The sequence below is a fragment of the Mesorhizobium waitakense genome, from assembly GCF_056431085.1.
In genome coordinates this window covers 36850-55260 of the sequence record NZ_JBWKME010000062.1, presented here as the reverse complement: position 1 = coordinate 55260, position 18411 = coordinate 36850, and the positions used below count along the sequence as shown (strand labels likewise).

17 protein-coding genes and 1 pseudogene are annotated in these 18411 nt (G+C 64.5%); 16 read left to right on the top strand and 2 right to left on the bottom strand.

The features are described from left to right. Window positions 1-39 precede the first annotated feature (39 nt). From AC07FD_RS14720 to AC07FD_RS14660, 13 genes and pseudogenes are all read left to right on the top strand, one after another. A complete protein-coding gene (locus AC07FD_RS14720; protein ID WP_478350404.1) occupies window positions 40-1308 on the top strand; it encodes an MATE family efflux transporter in 1269 nt (422 codons plus the stop codon). A 3-nt stretch (window positions 1309-1311) separates the two neighbouring features. Further along, complete coding sequence (locus AC07FD_RS14715; protein ID WP_478350403.1) at window positions 1312-2556, top strand: GNAT family N-acetyltransferase; 1245 nt, start codon at window positions 1312-1314, stop codon at window positions 2554-2556. 156 nt (window positions 2557-2712) lie between these two features. Then, a complete protein-coding gene (locus tag AC07FD_RS14710) occupies window positions 2713-3930 on the top strand; it encodes a GNAT family N-acetyltransferase (protein ID WP_478350402.1) in 1218 nt (405 codons plus the stop codon). A gap of 176 nt (window positions 3931-4106) precedes the next feature. Further along, window positions 4107-4282 (top strand): annotated as a pseudogene (locus AC07FD_RS14705) (Flp family type IVb pilin). A 123-nt stretch (window positions 4283-4405) separates the two neighbouring features. Beyond that, window positions 4406-4630 (top strand): hypothetical protein, encoded by a 225-nt coding sequence (locus AC07FD_RS14700; RefSeq protein WP_306280573.1) that lies wholly within the window; start codon window positions 4406-4408, stop codon window positions 4628-4630. Between the two features lie 69 nt (window positions 4631-4699). Beyond that, on the top strand, window positions 4700-7192 hold the full coding sequence (ligD, locus tag AC07FD_RS14695) for a DNA ligase D (protein ID WP_478350401.1): 2493 nt from the start codon (window positions 4700-4702) through the stop codon (window positions 7190-7192). Between the two features lie 203 nt (window positions 7193-7395). Further along, window positions 7396-8304: a non-homologous end joining protein Ku gene (gene ku / locus AC07FD_RS14690; RefSeq protein ID WP_457152560.1), complete on the top strand. Its 909-nt coding sequence runs from the start codon at window positions 7396-7398 to the stop codon at window positions 8302-8304. Next, a complete protein-coding gene (locus tag AC07FD_RS14685; RefSeq protein WP_478350400.1) occupies window positions 8301-9413 on the top strand; it encodes a tetratricopeptide repeat protein in 1113 nt (370 codons plus the stop codon). Before ku ends, AC07FD_RS14685 begins: the two co-directional genes overlap by 4 nt. Window positions 9414-9502: 89 nt before the next feature. After that, a complete protein-coding gene (locus AC07FD_RS14680; protein WP_478350399.1) occupies window positions 9503-9841 on the top strand; it encodes a hypothetical protein in 339 nt (112 codons plus the stop codon). After that, on the top strand, window positions 9831-10478 hold the full coding sequence (locus AC07FD_RS14675) for an alpha/beta hydrolase family protein (RefSeq protein WP_478350398.1): 648 nt from the start codon (window positions 9831-9833) through the stop codon (window positions 10476-10478). The genes AC07FD_RS14680 and AC07FD_RS14675 overlap by 11 nt, the downstream gene beginning before the upstream one ends. 4 nt (window positions 10479-10482) lie before the next feature. Continuing rightward, complete coding sequence (locus AC07FD_RS14670) at window positions 10483-11259, top strand: exodeoxyribonuclease III (protein WP_478350397.1); 777 nt, start codon at window positions 10483-10485, stop codon at window positions 11257-11259. A 121-nt stretch (window positions 11260-11380) separates the two neighbouring features. Further along, complete coding sequence (locus AC07FD_RS14665; RefSeq protein ID WP_478350396.1) at window positions 11381-12979, top strand: WD40 repeat domain-containing protein; 1599 nt, start codon at window positions 11381-11383, stop codon at window positions 12977-12979. 42 nt (window positions 12980-13021) lie between these two features. Further along, on the top strand, window positions 13022-13573 hold the full coding sequence (locus AC07FD_RS14660) for an isochorismatase family protein (protein WP_478350395.1): 552 nt from the start codon (window positions 13022-13024) through the stop codon (window positions 13571-13573). A gap of 380 nt (window positions 13574-13953) precedes the next feature. Here the strand turns inward: AC07FD_RS14660 and AC07FD_RS14655 are convergent, their stop codons facing one another. Continuing rightward, window positions 13954-14160 carry a hypothetical protein gene (locus AC07FD_RS14655; protein ID WP_477226732.1) on the bottom strand — a complete coding sequence of 69 codons (207 nt, stop codon included), beginning with the start codon at window positions 14158-14160 and terminating at the stop codon, window positions 13954-13956. 820 nt (window positions 14161-14980) lie between these two features. Here AC07FD_RS14655 and AC07FD_RS14650 point away from each other — a divergent pair. Then, a complete protein-coding gene (locus AC07FD_RS14650; RefSeq protein WP_477226733.1) occupies window positions 14981-15283 on the top strand; it encodes a DUF1236 domain-containing protein in 303 nt (100 codons plus the stop codon). Between the two features lie 122 nt (window positions 15284-15405). Here the strand turns inward: AC07FD_RS14650 and yghU are convergent, their stop codons facing one another. Beyond that, window positions 15406-16272, bottom strand: a complete 867-nt coding sequence (gene yghU, locus AC07FD_RS14645; RefSeq protein ID WP_478350394.1) for a glutathione-dependent disulfide-bond oxidoreductase — start codon at window positions 16270-16272, stop codon at window positions 15406-15408. A 241-nt stretch (window positions 16273-16513) separates the two neighbouring features. On the opposite strand from yghU, the gene AC07FD_RS14640 reads away from it, so the two are divergent. Together AC07FD_RS14640 and AC07FD_RS14635 are read left to right on the top strand one after the other, a co-directional pair. Continuing rightward, the gene (locus tag AC07FD_RS14640) at window positions 16514-17419 is read left to right on the top strand and encodes a S1C family serine protease (RefSeq protein ID WP_095091217.1); all 906 of its coding nucleotides are present in this window, start codon (window positions 16514-16516) and stop codon (window positions 17417-17419) included. A gap of 19 nt (window positions 17420-17438) precedes the next feature. After that, on the top strand, window positions 17439-18395 hold the full coding sequence (locus AC07FD_RS14635; protein WP_478350393.1) for a LysR family transcriptional regulator: 957 nt from the start codon (window positions 17439-17441) through the stop codon (window positions 18393-18395). Window positions 18396-18411: the final 16 nt, after the last annotated feature.

Below are 18411 nucleotides of genomic sequence, written 5' to 3'. Positions count from 1 at the left end.
TTCGTGTTTCCAGGCCATCTGCTGCGGCGCCTTGTGCTGATGATCGGCGGCGAGGCCATACAGAGCGGCTTTCACTTCGCGCTGAACATCGCCCTGCTGCACGAGCTGTCGGCGGAAGGCTACGGCATCTTCGCCATCGCGATGGTGATGGGGGGCGTTGGCCTGTCCTACATCAGATCACTGACCGCCGTCCCGGCCAGCATTTGGATGGGCAAGAGCACCAACAGGGCCGGCGTCGACGCGCACGACGTGACGTTTGGAGGGGCCGCGGTGGTCGTCGCGTCGATCATGGGCGCCGCGACCGCGCTGCTGATGCTGCTGTGGGGTGACGCGGGCAGTATCGCCGCCGGTTGCTTCATCGGGGCGTGGTCGCTGCGCAGCCATATGCGCACGGCATTCTTCGCGCGTCGCCAACAGATGGTCGTCAGCATAAGCGATTTCGCCTTCACGGTTGCCGGTGCCGCAATGGCCGCGCTGGCGATCTGGACGGCGCCGAACGTGCTGCAAATGGTGTTTTATGCCCTTGCAGCGGCCAATGTGATCGGCATGGCGGTGCTTGCTCGCCTGGCGCCCCGTCCGCTTCGCGTCAGTTTCCGAGCGCCCGTGCGGCGGCGCTATGCCAGGCTCTGGCGCCAACTGCGCTGGTCGGGATTCAGCGCGACGACCACCAACATCCAGGGTCAGTGCCTGGCGCTGCTGGTCGCGGGCATCGCCGGTCCGGCGGCCTATGCGCCCATCGCGGCGGTTATCGTCCTGTTTGCCCCACTGCGCATCGTCAGCCTGGCCTTTGTGAACATGCTGCAGCCCGAGCTTGCGAAGATGATGGGGAACAATGAAGTCAGGCGCGTGTGGATGCATGCCAAGCTATGGTCGCTTGTCATGGGGCTCGGCAGCCTGGTTTACGGAGCCTGCATCCTGTTTGTCCTGCCGACGATAAAATCCCAGTCGCTCGCGGGAGCTTCGGTCAGCGTCATTGGGCTTCTCGCCGTGGCGAACTTCGTACCGATCATGCTCTACATCATGCCGCGCATCGTCCTCGAGATACTCGGCGAATTCCGGGTCGTGGCGTTCATCACAACGGCCGGCGCGGTCGTTGGTCTGGTCTTGATCGCAATCCTGCTCGCTATCGCTTCCCCGTCATGGTCGCTTGCAGGTGCCGCGGTCTCCGAGACCGTCGTGCTCGTGGCCTCATGGTATTTCGCTCACCGCCACATACTCGCGCTTGAGGGCGCGGATGGCCGGCATGACAGCCAGCCGAAATCGTGGCGACGCACCGAACCCGCCCCGCTCGCCACGGGAAAAAGGTAGGAGATGGACGTGTCGATCCAGACGTTGACGACTGCGCCGCCCGATGCGCCGACCGCTGGAGCGCCAGTACCGGCCGGGCAAGCTATCGATGCTTCCCGAAGCATTGCGGGGGGAACCTACACGGCGCGGCTGCACACCAGTCTCGAGACCGTTAAGCCGCTCTGGCTTCAATGCCAGGCGAATGGGACGTGCTCCGCCCATCAGCTCCATGCATGGGTCGAGGGGATCGTCAAACGGCTGGTGCCCGACGGCGCAGAGCTGCTCATCGTCGAGGTGACCGACGCCGGGACCGGCGAATTCAAGATGCTGGTGCCGCTGATGCGGCGATCGAGGCTCGGACATCGGGTCATCGAATGGTTGAGCTGCGGCGTCTGCGATTATTCAGCGCCGCTTCTCTCGGACAGGAGCCAGTGGACCCCGCAGGCTGCCGAAGCCGCGTGGGCGGCGGTCCGATCCATCCTGCCGCGCGCGGACCGCATCCACATCACCGGAATTCCACGGCAAGTCTATGGAGTGCCCAATCCACTGGCGCTGCTGGCGGTCGCGCAAGAATCCAGCCTGATCACATCCGGCCTCGTGCTTGATGGCGACCCGGCGACCCTCATCAAGCGCCATGGCAGACCGTCCTTCGTCAAAACCTACTACAAGGACTGGCGCCGGCTCGAACGGCACGGCACCGTGGATATGATCGAGGCCAACACGCCGGCCTTGATAGAGCTCGTCTTCGGCGCCCTGGTCGAGATGCGGCTCAAGCGGTTTCGCCAACTGGGGCGTTTCGATCTCCTGGCGCAGCCGGCGGTTGTCGATTTCTACCGAAATGCAGCGCTCCAGGGCCTGTCCGACGGATCGGTGCGGATCTTCGGACTGCGGGTCGGCGAGGATTGGGTCTCTGTCCAGTATATGCTGGTCCGGCAAGGCACATTGCATGCCCTGCTGATCGGAATGGACCTGGAGGTGGTGCCCAACGCCTCACCGGGCCTGGGGCTCATGGGCGAACTGATGGGGTGGGGACTGCGGCAGGGGTTCGACTATTTCGACCTATCGGTGGGCAGCCAGCCTTATAAGGAACAGTTCGGCGCCGTGAGTTCGGTTTTGGCCAAGATCGACGAAACGCTGACGCCGCTCGGCAAGGGCGTAGCAGCCGTCGCTTCGCTTCGCGATCGGGCCGAGCTTTTCGTGCGGTCTCATCCGCGGCTGCTCAAAACCGCCCAGGGCGTAGTGCGTGGCTTGCGAAGGTCGAAGGGCTGAGGGCGGCCGCATTTTGAGCTTGTTCCATATCAACGAGGCTCGCGTTGATGCGCCTGTCTGGTCTGGAAGAACGCGGGTGGGCGGGGTCCATGCGGCTGAAAACAGGATCGCCGGCGACCGCGTCCGATCGCGGCGGGAGAAAGGTGGGAGGCAAATATGTCGAGCCAGGCAATGCGGATGGCACCGATATCGGCGGCGCAGCCTTCTGCTCCCGCCGCCAGCGCCGATACCTCCGAACGTGTCTACACGGCGCGGCTGCACACCAGCCTCGAGGCGGTCAAGCCGCTTTGGCTAGAGTGGCAGGCCAACGGCATCTGCACCGCCCATCAGCATTACGCCTGGGCCGAAGGGATCGCCACGCGGCTGATGCCCAAGAGTGCGGAACTGCTCGTCGTCGAGGTGAGCGATGCCGCGACCGGCGAGCCCAGAATGCTGGTGCCGCTGATGCGGCGCCGGGCCTACCGCCACTATGTGGTCGAATGGCTGAGCTGCGGCGTCTGCGACTATTCCGCGCCGCTGCTGGCGGATGCCAGCCCGTGGACCAGGCAGGGCGCTGAAGCCGCCTGGGCGGCGGTGTGTTCGGTGCTGCCGCCGGTGGATCGCATCCACATCGCCGGTATCCCGCAGCAGGTCTTTGGCGTGGCCAATCCGCTGGCTCTGCTTTCGGCGACGCGCGATTCCATCCAGGTTACCTCCGGCCTGGTCTTGCACGGCGACCCCGAGGGTCTCATCAAGCGCATCTGCAGGCCGTCCTTCGCCAAGGACTTCCGCAAGCACTGCCGCCGCTTTGAACAACTGGGCGGCCTCAGCCTGGTAGAGGCCGACACGCCCGCCCTGACGGAGGAGCTCTTCGGCACGCTGCTTGAGCTGCGGCTGAAGCGCTTTCGCGAGCTTGCGCGTTTCGATCTCCTGACGCGGCAATCGGCCGTCGATTTCTACCTGAACGCGGCCCTCCAGGGCCTGTCCGACGGATCGGTACGGCTCTTTGGACTGCGCGTCGGGCAAGCCTGGCTTGCCTCCATGCTCGTGCTGGCCAGAAAAGGCACTCTTCATGGCATCCTGCTTGCGATCGACAAGGATGCGGTCGCCAATGTGTCACCCGGCCTGACGACGATTGGCAAGCTGATGATGTGGGGGCGCGAGCGGGGATTCGATTACTTCGACCTGTCGGTCGGCGGTCAGGGCTACAAGGAACATATCGGTGCCGCGAATTCGGTTCTGTCCGAGATCTGCGAGCCGATGACACTGCGGGGCAGGGGGGCGAATGCCGCCATCCTGTTTCGCAGCCGGGCCGAGCGCTACGTGCGCTCGAGACCGCGGCTGCTCAAGACCATCCAAGGCGTGGCGCGCCGCCTGCGGCGATTGAAGGACTGAAGGCGGTTCTCCCGGGCGAGGGTTCGAGCGATGCCGTCTCCGGCAGCAGGCAGCCCACGGCCTGAGCCTTGATTCAAGCTGGGGTCCGAGCACCTTCGAAAGCTCGGTCAAATTTTAACCGAACTGCAATGTGTGGGGTTTATTAGATGCGGGAGGGATTAGAAGACAGGAATAATATACCGAAATTATTTTCCCGTTTCATCCGCGTTGAATCCGGGCGACCGCCATCGAGTATGGCCTGATCGCCGCGTTGATCGCGCTTGCCATCATCGCCGGCGCCGGCGCGCTCGGCAATGCGGTCAACACCAAATTCAAGGTGATCGGCAACGCGGTCAACAGCAGCGGGTCATAAGCCTCGGGCCAAGTCCCCGTCCCCGCCAAATTGACAGGACGGCGGGTCTCCATCATCCTTGAGCCCAGTCGCCAGGCTGCGGACCGCGGTCATGTGAGTGTCGGGGCGACCGAGGGCAGCGTCATGTTCAGTCCCGTCATTGGCCAGAATTCAAAGCGCGCCGCGGTGCGCAAGGCGCTCGACCGCCACAAGGTCTACATCACCGCGCAGAGTTTTTCGGCCGGCGCCTACCAGGCGCGCGTGCTGGTCGACGGCGAAGCCTACTGGGTCGACGAATTCCGGCTCGCCCAACTGCAGCAAGGTCTGTCGCCGGCCGAGCTCGAGTTGACGCCGGCCACCGACGATTGAGGGCGTGAGACTCAAAAGCAGCGCTTTGTCGGGACGCTTGCACTCGGCTGCCGCCCTTCGATCCACGCCATGACAACCCCACCCAAGCTCAAAGCATATCGCGCCAAGCGCGAGTTCTCGAAAACGCCGGAACCCGCCGGCGGGCTCGTCGCCGGCGAAGGCAACCGTTTCGTCGTCCACAAGCATCACGCCACAGCCGATCACTATGATCTCAGGCTGCAGGTCGGCGGCGTGCTGAAGAGCTGGGCGGTGCCGCGTGGGCCGTCACTCAATCCGGCAGATAAGCGGCTGGCGGTCGAGACCGAAGATCATCCGCTGGAATATATCGACTTCGAGGGCGTCATCCCAGAGGGCGAATATGGCGGCGGCCCCATGATCGTCTGGGACACCGGCAGCTGGGCGCCGATGGACGACGTCGAGAAGAGCCTGCGGACCGGCGCCTTCAAGTTTCGGCTGGCCGGTGAGAAGCTGAATGGCGGCTGGATGCTGACCAGGCTCAAACCAAAGCCCGGCGAGGACGAGAACAAGAAGAACTGGCTGCTGTTCAAGGAGCGCGACCTTGCCGCCGACGCCGCGCTCGACATTCTGGAAGCTCGGCCGGAAAGCGTGAAGTCCGGCAAGCGCATCGAGGAGCTGGTGGCGGCCGTTAAACCGGCGGCCAAGCCCAAGCCGGGTTCGCTGAAGCCGGGCACGCTGCCGGGCGCATTCAAGGCGCCGGCACTCGGCCGCATCGAGCCGCAGCTGGCTACGCAGGTGCCAAAGCCGCCCGATGGCGAGGACACCGGAGAGGTCTGGCTGCACGAGATCAAATTCGACGGCTACCGCACCATGGCGCATCTCACAGACGGCGTGGTCAGACTGATCACGCGCGGTGGCATCGACTGGACGAAGCGCTATGGCGACCTGCCACAGGCTTTCGCCAAACTGCCGTGCCGCGACGCCATCATCGACGGCGAAATCGTCGTGCTTGATGCCAAGGGCATCAGCCGCTTCGCGCTGTTGCAGGAAGCGCTGGCCGGAGGCGCCGGCAGCAGACTGCATTTCTATGCCTTCGATCTGCTTCATCTCGACGGCTGGGACCTGACCAAGGCGCCGCTGGTCCGGCGCAAGGCGCTGCTGGCACAGATGTTGTCCGGCCTCGGCGCCAATTCCGCCATCCAGTTCTCCGACCATGTCGAAGGCTCGGGCCAGGGGCTTTACGACCAGGCGTCGGAACTCGGGTTGGAGGGCGTGGTCTCCAAGCGCGCCACCGCGATCTACCAGAGCGGCCGCACCAAAAGCTGGACCAAGACCAAGGCGCTGGCGACCGGCGACTTCGTCATCGCCGGCTACACCACCTCCGCCGCGGCCGGGGGGCTGGCAGCCCTGGGGCTTGCCGAGTTCGAGGACGGCGAACTGCACTATCGCGGCAAGGTCGGCACCGGCTTCGATACCGGGACCGCCGCCGAATTGCTCGCCAGGCTGGGGCCGCTCACATCAGGCGCGACGGCGCCCGAAGGGGTGCCGCGCGAGATCATGCGCGAGATGCACTGGGTGCGTCCGCTGTTTTCGGCGCATATCCACTATGCCAACCGCACCGCGGACAATGCGCTGCGCCACGCGGTGTTTCGCGGCTTGAGGGATGTCGGCCTGTCGACGCCGGTATCGGCCAAACGCAAGCGGCTGATCTCGGAGGCCGACCTCGCCACCATCTGGGTGACCAACCCGACGCGGCGGCTGTTCGGCAAGACCGGGCCGACCAAGCTCGACATCGCCGTCTACTACGCGCTGGTCGGCGACTTCATGCTGCCGCACATTCTGGGCCGGCCGGTGTCGCTGGTGCGCTGCCCGACCGGCCTGCCGAAGGACTGCTTCTTCCAGCGCCATGCCTTCACCGGCATGCCGCCCTCGGTGGTGACCTTCGAGGCGACCAATTCCGAGGGCGAGACAAAGTCCTATCTCTCGGTCGAAGGCGCCAAGGGCTATCTGGCGCTGGCGCAGTTCGGCGTCGTCGAATTCCACACCTGGGGCACGCATCGCACCAGCCTCGACAAGCCCGACCAGATCGTCTTCGACCTCGACCCGGGCGAGGGGATTTCGTGGCGCGAGGTGGTCGAGGCGGCGGTGCATATCAAGGGCGAGCTCGAGGGGCTCGGGCTGGTGCCCTTCGCCAAGACCTCGGGCGGCAGCGGCATCCACATCACCGTGCCGGTGACGGGCAAGCAGAACTGGAAGAAGCTGCACCAGGCGACCAGCGCCATCGCCACGCATCTTGCGGCAACCGCGCCCGACACCTTCACCACCACCATGGGCAAGGACAACCGCAAGAAGCGCATCTTCATCGACTATCACCGCAATGCGCGCGGCCACACCTCGGCCGCTCCCTATTCGCTGCGAGCCCGCACCAATCTGCCGGCCTCGACACCGGTGAGCTGGGCGGATCTGGAGTCGATCGATGCACCGCAGGATTTGAACTATTCTTCGCTGCCGGGGCTCTTGGCGACATCCGGCGATCCATGGGCGGAGATCGATGAGTTCGCGCGGGATTTGCCCCTTCAGAAGTTGGGTTCCTCGCGCCCATGAAACGGGGCGAGGCACCCAAGTCCATCGACGGTCCCGACAATTTGAATTATTCTCCGCCCTCGACCCTGTGCCGACCTAAAAGAATTCGTCAGGGATTTGCCTGTATTGTGCGGGGTCGGTGTAGGATTTCAGTGGCGTCGCTCGTCCTTCGGACGAACAGCGCTGCACCGGTGTGACAGTGCATGGCCGCGTAGGAGTGTTTCATGGCGCCCAGGGCAAGTTGGAAAGGTTACCTCAAGCTCAGCCTCGTCAGCTGTCCGGTGCGGCTATACCCCGCCACCAGCGCGAGCGAACGCATCAGTTTCAACCAGCTGCACAAGAAGACCCACAACCGCATCAACATGAAGCCGGTCGATCCCGAACTGGGGCTGGTCGAGCGTTCGGATCTGGTCAAGGGCTACGAATACGAGGACAAGCAGTACATCATCATCGATGACGCAGACCTCGACGCGGTGCGCATCGAATCCAACCACACGATGAACATCGAGGCTTTTGTCGACGAGGGCGAGGTCGACGTCATCTATCAGGACGCGCCCTATTATCTGGCGCCGGATGGTGCGATGGCGGAGGAAACCTTCGCTGTGTTGCGCGAAGCGATGCGCAAATCCGGCAAGCTGGCGATCGCCCGGCTTGTGCTGTCCAGCCGCGAGCGCGTGGTCACGATCGGCGCGCGCGAGAACGGCATGTTCGTGTGTACCTTGAGAAACCCGAACGAAGTGCGTGGAACAGCTGAGTATTTCGGCAACATCCCGGCCGGAAAACCCGATGCGGAAATGCTGCAGCTGGCCGAGGCGCTGATCAAGCAGAAGGAAACCACCTTCGACCCGAAGAACTATGAGGATCGCTACGAGATCGCGCTGATGGCGATGATCCGCGAGAAGCTGAAGGGCCACAAGCCGATCATTGCGGCGGCTCCCGAGCGTGGCAATGTCATCAATTTGATGGACGCGCTGAAGGCCAGCCTGTCGCAGTCGAAGCCGCCCGCCAAGTCGAAGAGCAAGGCCGACGAGGTCGCCAAGCCGGCGGCCAAGGTCAAGGCGGCAGCGGGCGGTGCTGTTGAAAATCCGCTGAAGGCCAATCTGCTGAAGGCGGTCGGCAAGAGCAAGAAATGACGGCACAGGCCGGTTTGGTCCCGGGGGCCGTCTTCGGCACAATCGGCGCGCTGGCGGCGTTTCCGCTCAGGCTCGCGGCACGCGAGGTCGAGCGCCAGCACGGCCAGTTGCGGCGCGGGGTCACCAGGCGCACCACGCATGTCGTGTTCGGCCGGACCCATCTGGCAAAGACCGGCGATGCCGAGATCGAGCGCCGCGTCGCCGCCGAGCGCGCCGCCGGGCGCACGCCGATCAGCGAGAACGGATTCTTGCGCCTGCTCGGTCTGATGAAGGCGCCGGAGGCGTCCTCGCTCTCCAGGCAATCGCTGATCGAGCAGTCGCGGCTGGCCGGCGCCGACCTCGACCTGTTGTCGCTGTTCGATGCCTTCGAGCATGACGGCGAACCCTATTCCTTCCGCGACCTGATCCTGGCGCGCAAATATGCCGGGCTGGTGGCCGGGGGCGCGATCTGGGGCGCGATTGCGCGCTCCGTCCATCGCTCCGGCCCGGTGGCTTCGCTGACCGCCAAGTCGCTCAATGTCGGCTCGCAGCATGGGCGGCCCGACGCGATCTATCTCGAAGGCGGCCAGAGCGAGCTCGACGGGCAATTGCTGTTCGATCTGGGTAACGCCGGTTCAGAGGGCGACGACACACTGGAAGAGCTGTTCGCTGAGGCCGAAGCGGCGGAGGAGGGCGGCGACCATGACGCGGCGGCCGCGCTCTACCAGCGCTGTCTCGCCATCGACCCGAGCGATGCCATTGCCGCCTTCAACCGCGCCAACTGCCTGCGCGCCAGTGGCCACGGGAGGGAAGCGGTGCACGACTATGCCCGTGCGATAAAACTCGATCCGGCCTTCGTCGAGGCGTGGTTCAACCTCGCCGGGCTGATGAGCGAGCAAGGTCGCGAGGCTTCGGCGCGAAGGCACCTGCAGAAGGCGATCGCGCTCGACAAGACCTATGCCGATCCGGTGTTCAACCTCGCCCGTCTGGAATTCGACGCCGGCAATCTGCTGGAGGCGCGCCGCAACTGGGCGCGCTATCTCGAACTCGACGCGGATTCCGAATGGGCGCGCGTGGCGGCCAAGGGGGTGCAGTTCGTGGATCTGCAACTGGCGCGGACGGCGGGATAACAGGAGTTTGGTTGCTTGCCGAACTGTCTGGCTTGTCGGGTTGTCAAGAGCTATGAATTGCTGAAATTGGCAATAGGGAAGTATCTTCCGTGTGGGCATTGCTGGTCGCTTTTGTCGCGCTTCTCGTTTTCCTGCTGGCCGAACAGGCCCGCGAATTGCTTTTCTATGGGCGTTCTGGCTGGGATTTTTCGCGGGATATTAATATCCGCTGGCCAAATTATTATTGGGGAGAAGGATCGGATCCCGAAGACATGATGTCAAACAAGGAACGAGTCTTGTTTGGTAGGCCGTTGATCATCTTCGTTGTAGCGATCTTTTCTGTCGGTCTCACCTCCATCGTTCTTTACCCAGAGAACTGGGCGAAGGAGGCAAGCGGTAGCGGCATCACGTACCACTATCTTGGGAGCCCTAAGCCTGATGCCCACTAGCTTCCTCTTCGACGGCGACGACACTGCACCCACCACCATCCTGCTCGCGCATGGCGCCGGCGCGTCCATGGATTCTCCTTCGATGACCGCCACCGCCAAGGCGCTGGCCGCCGCGGGCTTCCAGGTAGCGCGCTTCGAATTCCACTATATGGCAGCCCGCCGCTACGGCCATCGCAAACCGCCGCCGCGGGCCGAGACGGTGAACCCGGAATACATCAAGGCGATCGCCGACCTCAGGGCGAAGGGCGTGACCGGACCGCTCATCATCGGCGGCAAGTCGATGGGTGGGCGCGTCGCCTCGATGATTGCCGACGAGATGTTTTCCAAGGGCGAGATTTCGGGCCTGCTTTGTCTGGGCTATCCCTTCCATCCGCCGGCCAAGCCTGAGCAGTTGCGGACCAAACACCTGGCCGATCTCAAGACGCCAACGCTGATCTTCCAAGGAACGCGCGACGAGTTTGGGACCAGGGACGAGGTTGCCGGTTATGCGCTCTCCGACAGCATCGAGATCCTGTGGCTGGAGGACGGCGATCATGACCTCAGGCCCCGCAAGAGCATTTCCGGCTTTTCCACCGCCGAACATTTGAAGACGCTGGCCGAAACGGTGAAGGCGTGGGCGGGCCGGGTCGTTTCCTGAGCCGATGAAGATCGCCTCCTTCAACATCAACAACATCAACAGCCGGCTGGACAATTTGCTGGCGTGGCTGGCGACGGCAAAACCCGATGTCGTGTGCGTGCAGGAGCTGAAGGCGCGCGACACGCAGTTTCCGCGTTCCGCATTGGCCGCGGCGGGCTATGGCGCGGTGTGGAAGGGCGAGCCGACCTGGAACGGCGTCGCCATCCTGGCGCGAGGCTCGGAACCGGTGCTGACCCGCGACGTGCTGCCCGGCGACGATACCGACAAACAGAGCCGTTACATCGAGGCGGCGGTGAACGGCATCGTCATCGCCTGCCTCTATGCGCCGAACGGCAACCCCCAGCCCGGCCCGAAATTCGCCTACAAGCTCGCCTGGCACGAACGGCTGGAGGCACACGCCGAACAGCTGCTCGACACCGGCCTGCCGGTGGTGCTGGCCGGCGACTACAACATCGTTCCCGAGCCGCGCGACATCTACGCCACCCGCTCCTATGACGACAATGCGCTGGTGCAGCCGGAAAGCCGGGCGTCCTTCGCCCGCCTCATCGAGCAGGGCTGGACGGATGCACTGCGCAAGAAGCACCCGAAGGAGACGCTCTACACATTCTGGGATTATCGCCGCAACCGCTGGCCGCGCGACGCGGGTTTGAGGCTCGACCACATCCTGCTGTCGAAGACACTGTCGCGCCGTCTCACCGCCGCCGGCATCGACCGCGAGGTGCGCGGGGGGGACGGCGCCAGCGACCACGCGCCGGTCTGGGTGGAGTTCAAGTCAGCTTGACGGGAGCCTCGACGCCGCCGCTTTCGCATGCGCCATTTTGCGAACACCTTTTCCACTGGTAATCTCGGGAACTGAACTTTGCGGCGTGGGGCGAAGCCTGCGATGGCGCCGAGGGGGGCCGATGAACAGAGTCGTCGACAGGCTGATTGCAATCATCCTGCTGGTGGTGGCCGTGGCTTGCGTCTGGCGCGCCTATCTGGTGCTTGGCGATGCCGTCGTCGTCTGGCGCGGTGTCTCGCCTTCCGCCGGGGCTTCCGCCTCCATCCGGTTGGCCGCATTGCTGGTGGTGGCACTCGCTTGCCTGATTGGCGCTCTGCTGTTCTGGGCAGGTCGTCTGCCGGGGCGCCCGAACCATCAGGCCGGCGCGCCGCTGTTCGGTCGGGCGGCGGAAGTGCAGGACACCGGCAGGCCCGGCCTGCGCAAGGTGTTTCTCGCCCTGCCATTGGTTGTGCTTGCGGTGCTGGCCGTCGACAGGTTCGGCCCCTGGCATGATCGCGGTGGCGAAATTGCCAGCCAGCCCGGCGAGCCCAAGCTCGCCGAGCCCAAGCAGAATGAACTCAAGCCTGCCGAGCCGAAGGGGCAGGACGTCGCCAGCGCGCCGCCGGTCCAGGAACCGGCAGTTCCACCGGCAGCCGCGCCGCCGGCCCCATCTCCGCCCGCCCCACCACTGGAAGCGGTCAACCCGCCGCCGACACCGCCTGCGCTCGCGCCGCCGACACTGCCTACGCCCGCCGTTCCGACACCGCCGGAGGTCGCTGTGATCCCGCCACCGACCGTCGCGCCTCTGCCCCCGCCTCCGCCACCGCTGCCGACCGAGCCCGAGGGTCATCGCGACGCTGTCGTCTGGCTGGCCGTGGCGACCGACGGGCACTCGATCATGAGCGCTTCCACCGACCACACGATCAAGCTCTGGGACATCGCCGGCAAGCATCTGATCCGCACCCTCGGCGCCCACAAGGATATGGTGCGCACGGCGCTGTTCATGCCCGATGGCGTCAGCGCGCTGACCGCCGGCGACGACGGCGAGATGGTGCAGCGGAAACTTTCCGATGGCGCTGTGCTGCATGTCTTTTCGGCGGGCGAGAATGGCGGTGTCAACAAGCTGGCGATCAGCCCCGACGGCAAGCGCGCTGTGACCGGCCACGAGACCGGCAACGTCATCGTCTGGGACCTGGAAAAGGGCACCGTGCTGCATGTGATGAGCGGGCACGACTGGTCGGTCAGCGCTGTCGCCGTCTCGCCCGACGGCACTCGCGCCGTCTCGGGCAGCATCGATGGCACGCTCAAACTCTGGGACATCGACAGCGGCAAGCAGCTGCGCAGCTGGCACGGGCATGAGCAAGGCACCTATGGCGCCGTGTTCACCGCCGACGGCCATCATCTGATCACCGGCAGTGGAGACTACACGATCAAGCTGTGGGATCTCGACAGCGGCCGCGAAGTGCGCCGCTTCGAGGGCCATGAGGGCACCGTCTACACGCTGGCGCTGTCGGTCGACGGCAAGCGCCTGGTCTCCGGTTCGCTCGACGGCACGGCGCGCCTGTGGGACATGGAAACGGGCAATCAGGTCGCCATGTTCGACAGCCAGACGGGCCCGATCTATGCGGTGGCCTTCGCCGCCGACGGCACGGTGCTGACCGGCGGCTACGACCGTACCATCCGCGACTGGCCGGCCGCAGGCGGCGACGGCGTGGTGCTGTTTGCAGGGGCGCCGGGGTGAATGGAATCTTGATCACCTTGCCCGCCGTGCTATGTAAAAACCATGTCAGCATCCAGCCTCGCGGACAAAGCGCCGCTCATCGTGATCGACCTGCAGACCGGCATGTTCGACGGCGTGCACGAGCCGCCGATCCATGACGCGTCAGCCATTGCCGAGCGTGCCCGGGCGGTGATCGACTGGGCGCGGCGCGGCGAGCGCAAGGTCGCCTTTGTCAGGCATGACGGACCGGCGGGCGATCCGCTGGCGCCGGGTGAACCGGGTTGGCCGGTGTGGCCCGCTCTCGGCCAGGCCGTGGACGAGCCGACTTTCGCCAAGAGCGTCGGCAATGCCTTCAGCAATGCAGCCCTTGGCGACTGGGTAGCCGGGCAGGGCGCCGGTGCTGTCGTGCTGCTGGGCGCGCAGACCGATTTTTGCGTGGCTGCGACCGTCAAGGGCGCGATGGCCAGAGGGCTCGGCGTCACCGTGGTCTCCGATGCGCACAGCACATTGGACAGCGCCAGTGAGAGCGCCCAGCAGATCATCGACCGCCACAATGATGAATTCGCCGAGGCCGGCGTCAATCTGGTGACGACCAAGGCGCTGGTCGGCGGCTGAAGCTGTAAGGAATTTGGCGGCAGGCTGATCGTCACTTCGCGCGACAACTTGTCCAGCACTGCGGACCGGACGAGACCGCCAAGCGCCTGCCGTGGTCGACGCGGACGGGGGGGCGCATTGTTGGGATGGCTCGGGCGCCCGCGTCAACCAGGGCGGCTCGTACCGCCGCATTGACATCATTGCACATCGCCCGCCGGCCGACACTTCCGCGAAAGCGGAATAGGCCGGGACTAAAGTGCAGATTCGGCGTCCTGGTCATCACGGCGCGAAACAGTTTTCTCTTTCGCCGCATCGGACGATTTTCCTCAACGCCAAACTGGCCGGCGGGTCGCTGTCGATTCGAAAAGGCGGCTGGATGTTCCGCCGAGCGCGCAGTCCGATCAGTTTGCCGCGTTGCGATCGGTCGCCTGAATCGATCGGGCGGGAAGGGACGACAGCGCACGTTGATCCGACGGCTGCTCGTTGAGGTAGAGCGCGCCGCCCAGGACGAGAAACACCATCCCCACCGCCATCAATCCCACCATCAGCACTGCAATCGCCGTGACCGGGCCGTTGCCTGTTTTGACGACGGTGGATCGATGCGGCATCGTTCTGTCCTCCCGATATGGATCCGGCGGCGCCGGCGACATCGCGACAAACGACAGCCAAAGCGAGATGTTCCCTTCTCCGGACGTCAATCCGGGCCACATCGGCCGTTTGCGTTTTCGTCTAGGACCAAGGTCTTAGGTGCCGGCCGCAAAGGTCCGGGGGGCCCTGTTCGGTTCCGGCAATGTGCATTGGACGTTCCGGTATTTTAGTCAAACGCGATATAATGACGCGGTCGTTTCGCGGGGTCAGGATCGGGAAAAAACTTAGCCGGCCAAGCGTCTTCGCCGCAATCGCGGCACCAAAAATAGCCCGCGCTGGCAGCCCTGACGTCGCAGGCACAGCGCGGCAACGGCCGCCACCACCGCCGCCACGGGGGCGCAGTATGCCAAGGCTGGAACCAAGCGCCAGCGCTTCGCGTTTTGAGTGTGACCTGTGAGGACTGCCACCTCCGGCCACACCGTCTAAGGCCCGCTTTGCTCCCAGCAAGGCGGGCCTCTTTCGTGCTTTCGGCGAAAACAAGCGGCTGGAACGACACGGTGCGCTCTACGTTGGCTAGGCAACGAAAATATTGAGGCCATGCGGCGTTCTCCGGTGACCCGTGTAGCTGTCGGCAGTTCTGTGTGCGATTCAGCACCGATCTGCATAATTTATCTACGAACTCCGGAAGCTTTTGTGCCTCTTAGACCGATAGCTAGGTCAACAAGCGTTAATATCAGGCGATTTCGTGATGCTTTCAATTCGGGAATTGAAATGGAACCTCACGGTGGCGGCGGAGTTTTCATCCAGGGCGGAGTTCCGATGAATACAATGGAGGTTATGATGAAACATTATCTTTCGAGTGCTGCGGCCGCGATCGTCCTGATGGGCGGCATTGGCGTGGCGATGGCGGAAAACGTCGTCGTCGTCCAGCCGGAGCAGGAGACTGTCGTTCGCCAATACATCAAGAAGGAGCCGCTTGCGTCGGTGAACCTGCTGGGCGTCGAACTCAAGCTTGGCTCGTCGGTGCCCGACACGGTCGAATTGCGTCAGGTGCCCGACGTCAAATATCGCGTCGCCGTGATCAATGACCAGACCGTTCTGGTCGATCCAGAGACACGCCAGATCGTCGAAGTCCTGCACTGAGTGGGGCCCGACGCATGGGCCGACACACCGGGATTGCCCGCGTTGGGTTGTCTTGGGAGGAGCCCGTCACCCGACATTCGCGTCGGTGGCGGGCTTTCCTTTGAGGCAGGCTTTGCCGTGGTCTATTCGGCGGCCAGCTTGTCCTGCGTGTTCGTCTCAAAGTCGCGGGCGTCGTGGCGCTCATGCAGCTGCATGGCGGGTTCACCGAAGGCGCGATTGACCATGCGGCCGCGCTTGACCGCCGGGCGTGCGTCGATCGCCTTGGCCCAGCGCTGAACGTGCTTATACGCCTGCACGGACAGAAACTCGCCGGAATCATTGTACATGCGGCCGAGCGCCAGCCCGCCATACCAGGGCCAAACCGCCATGTCGGCGATGCTGTAGTCCTTGCCACCGAGATATTCGGACTCGGCCAGCCGACGGTCGAGCACGTCCATCTGGCGCTTTACCTCCATCGAGAAGCGGTCGATGGCATATTCGAACTTCTCCGGCGCATAGGCGTAGAAATGGCCGAAGCCGCCGCCCAGATAAGGTGCCGAACCCATCTGCCAGAATAGCCAGGACAGCACCTCGGCGCGGGCCGGCTGTTCGGTCGGCAGGAATTCGCCGAATTTTTCGGCGAGATAGACGAGGATCGAGCCGGATTCGAAGATGCGCACCGGGGTCTTGCCACTGCGGTCCATCAAGGCGGGAATCTTTGAATTGGGATTGACCTCGACGAAGCCGCTGCCGAACTGGTCGCCATCGTTGATGCGGATCAGCCAGGCATCATATTCGGCGCCCTGGTGGCCGCGGGCCAGAAGTTCCTCCAGCATGACGGTCACCTTGACGCCGTTCGGCGTCGCCAGTGAATAGAGCTGTAGCGGGTGCTTGCCGACTGGCAGGTCCTTGTCGTGCGTCGGCCCGGCGATCGGCCGGTTGATGCTGGCAAAGGCGCCGCCATTCGCCTTGCTCCAGGTCCATACTTTCGGCGGGGTGTAGTCGGTCATCTCGGGGCCTCGTGGGGAAGGATGGGCAGGTCGCCCTACAACTAGGGTTTCAGAGGGGGAAGTTCAACTTGCGTTGAACTATTGTTGACGGAGGCTCCGTTTTCCCTTCCCCTGGTGGGGTGATCAGCCGGATCGCGAAGCGAATTCATCATGCCAGTGGCCGCGCGAACCGCTTCTCACCCCTTGCACCATCTCCCTTGCGGCATACCTATAGAATTATCACCTATCCAGGAATGACAGCATGACCATCAATCCCAATCCGCGCTCGGTCGTTGCCGTGCGGGCCACCGTTCCGGAGGATGCCTTTACGGCGGGTGCTCTGGGCACGCTCAGGGAAGGCAGCGGTGTCGTCATCCGCAACGACGGGCTGGTGCTGACCATCGGCTATCTCATCACCGAAGCGGAAGAGGTCTGGCTGACCAGTCATGACGGCCGCGTCATCCCGGCGCACGCGCTGGCCTATGACCAGGAATCGGGCTTCGGCCTGGTGCAGGCGCTGGCGCCGCTCGGCCTGCCGGCGGTGGCGCTCGGCGATGCCGGCAAGGCCAGGATCGGCGACGCAGTCGTGCTGGCCGACGGCGTCGGCCAGTCGGTGCAGGCCAGGATCGTCACCAAGCAGGAATTCGCGGGCTATTGGGAGTATCTGCTCGACGAGGCGATCTTCATCGCGCCCGCGCATCCGTCCTGGGGTGGCGCCGGGTTGTTCGGCGCCGACGGCTCGCTGCTCGGCATCGGTTCGCTGCGCCTGCAGATGAGCCGCAACGGCGAGGTCGCCGACATCAATATGGTGGTGCCGATCGACCTTTTGCCGCCCATTCTCGACGATCTCTTGACGCGCGGCCATGTGGCCAGGCCGCCGCGCCCGTGGCTCGGCGCCTTGTCGGCCGAAAGCGACGGCAAGGTGGTGGTGATGAGCGTTACCGAAGGCGGCCCGGCCGCCAAAGCCGGCCTGCGGCAGGGCGACATCATTTCCGACATCCGTGACGGCGCGGTCGATGGGCTGGCCGATTTCTATCGCAAGCTGTGGGAGAGCGGCTCGGCCGGCGCGGAGATCCCGATGCGGGTGCTGCGCGATGGCCGCGAAACCTGGCTGCGCGTCAAATCGGCCGACCGCGGCAGTTTCCTCAAGAAGCCGCAGCTGCAGTAGGCATCGGCCGGGGCAATTCGTGCATCCCAGATTGCTCAAGACCTTCCTCGCGGTGGCGCGGAGCCGCAACGTCACGCGCGCCGCCGAGGCGGTTCATCTGGCGCAATCGAGTGTCAGCGACCAGATCCAGTCGCTCGAGGCCGAGCTTGGCGCTGCCCTGTTCACGCGCTCGAAATCGGGTCTCGACCTGACATTGGCGGGACTGGCGCTGAAGCCCATTGCCGAAGACCTGTTGCGGCTCGATGGCGAGGCGCGCGCGGCCGTGCAGGCGGCGGCCGGACAGACCAGCGGGGCACTGACCATTGGCGCGCTGGAGACGATTGCGTCGGCCCGGCTGTCGCCATGGCTGGCCGGGTTTCAGGCCCGCCATCCCGACATCGCCGTGCGGATGAAGGTGGCGGACAGCGGCGCGCTCCGGCATTTGCTGGAGGATGGCGACATCGACGTCGCCTTCTGCTTCGACCGTCGCGACGCGGGCGGCTCCAGTGACCATTTCGTCAGACGCACGATCGTGGCCGAACCGCTGGTGCTTGTCGCGGCCCCGGGGCAGGGTCCAGCGCCATGCGACCTGGCCGCGCTTGCGACGTTGCGCTTCGTGGCAACGGAGCCCGGCTGCATCTACCGGCACATGTTCGACACCGCCTTCGCCGAGGCGAACATCGCCGCGCCCAGGCTTGCCGCAGAGGTCGGCAGCATCGGCACCATCGCACGGCTTGTGGCGGCCGGCGCGGGGCTGGGCCTCGTGCCGCGCCTTGCCGTGAGCGAGGCGCTGGCGCGTGGCGACCTCGTCGAAATGTCGTGGCCCGGCCAGATGCGGACGGCGCCGCTGGCGATGATCTGGCGGCGTCGGCGCGTTCAGCCGCCGGCGCTCAGGCAGCTTCTTGCCGCCGCGCGGGACACGCTAGCGCCTGCTACGGAACGCTCTCAAATCAGTTCAGAGCCTGAATCGGCGAACTGCTTCAAAGCCTTGCTTTAAAAGAAATTCCTCGCAC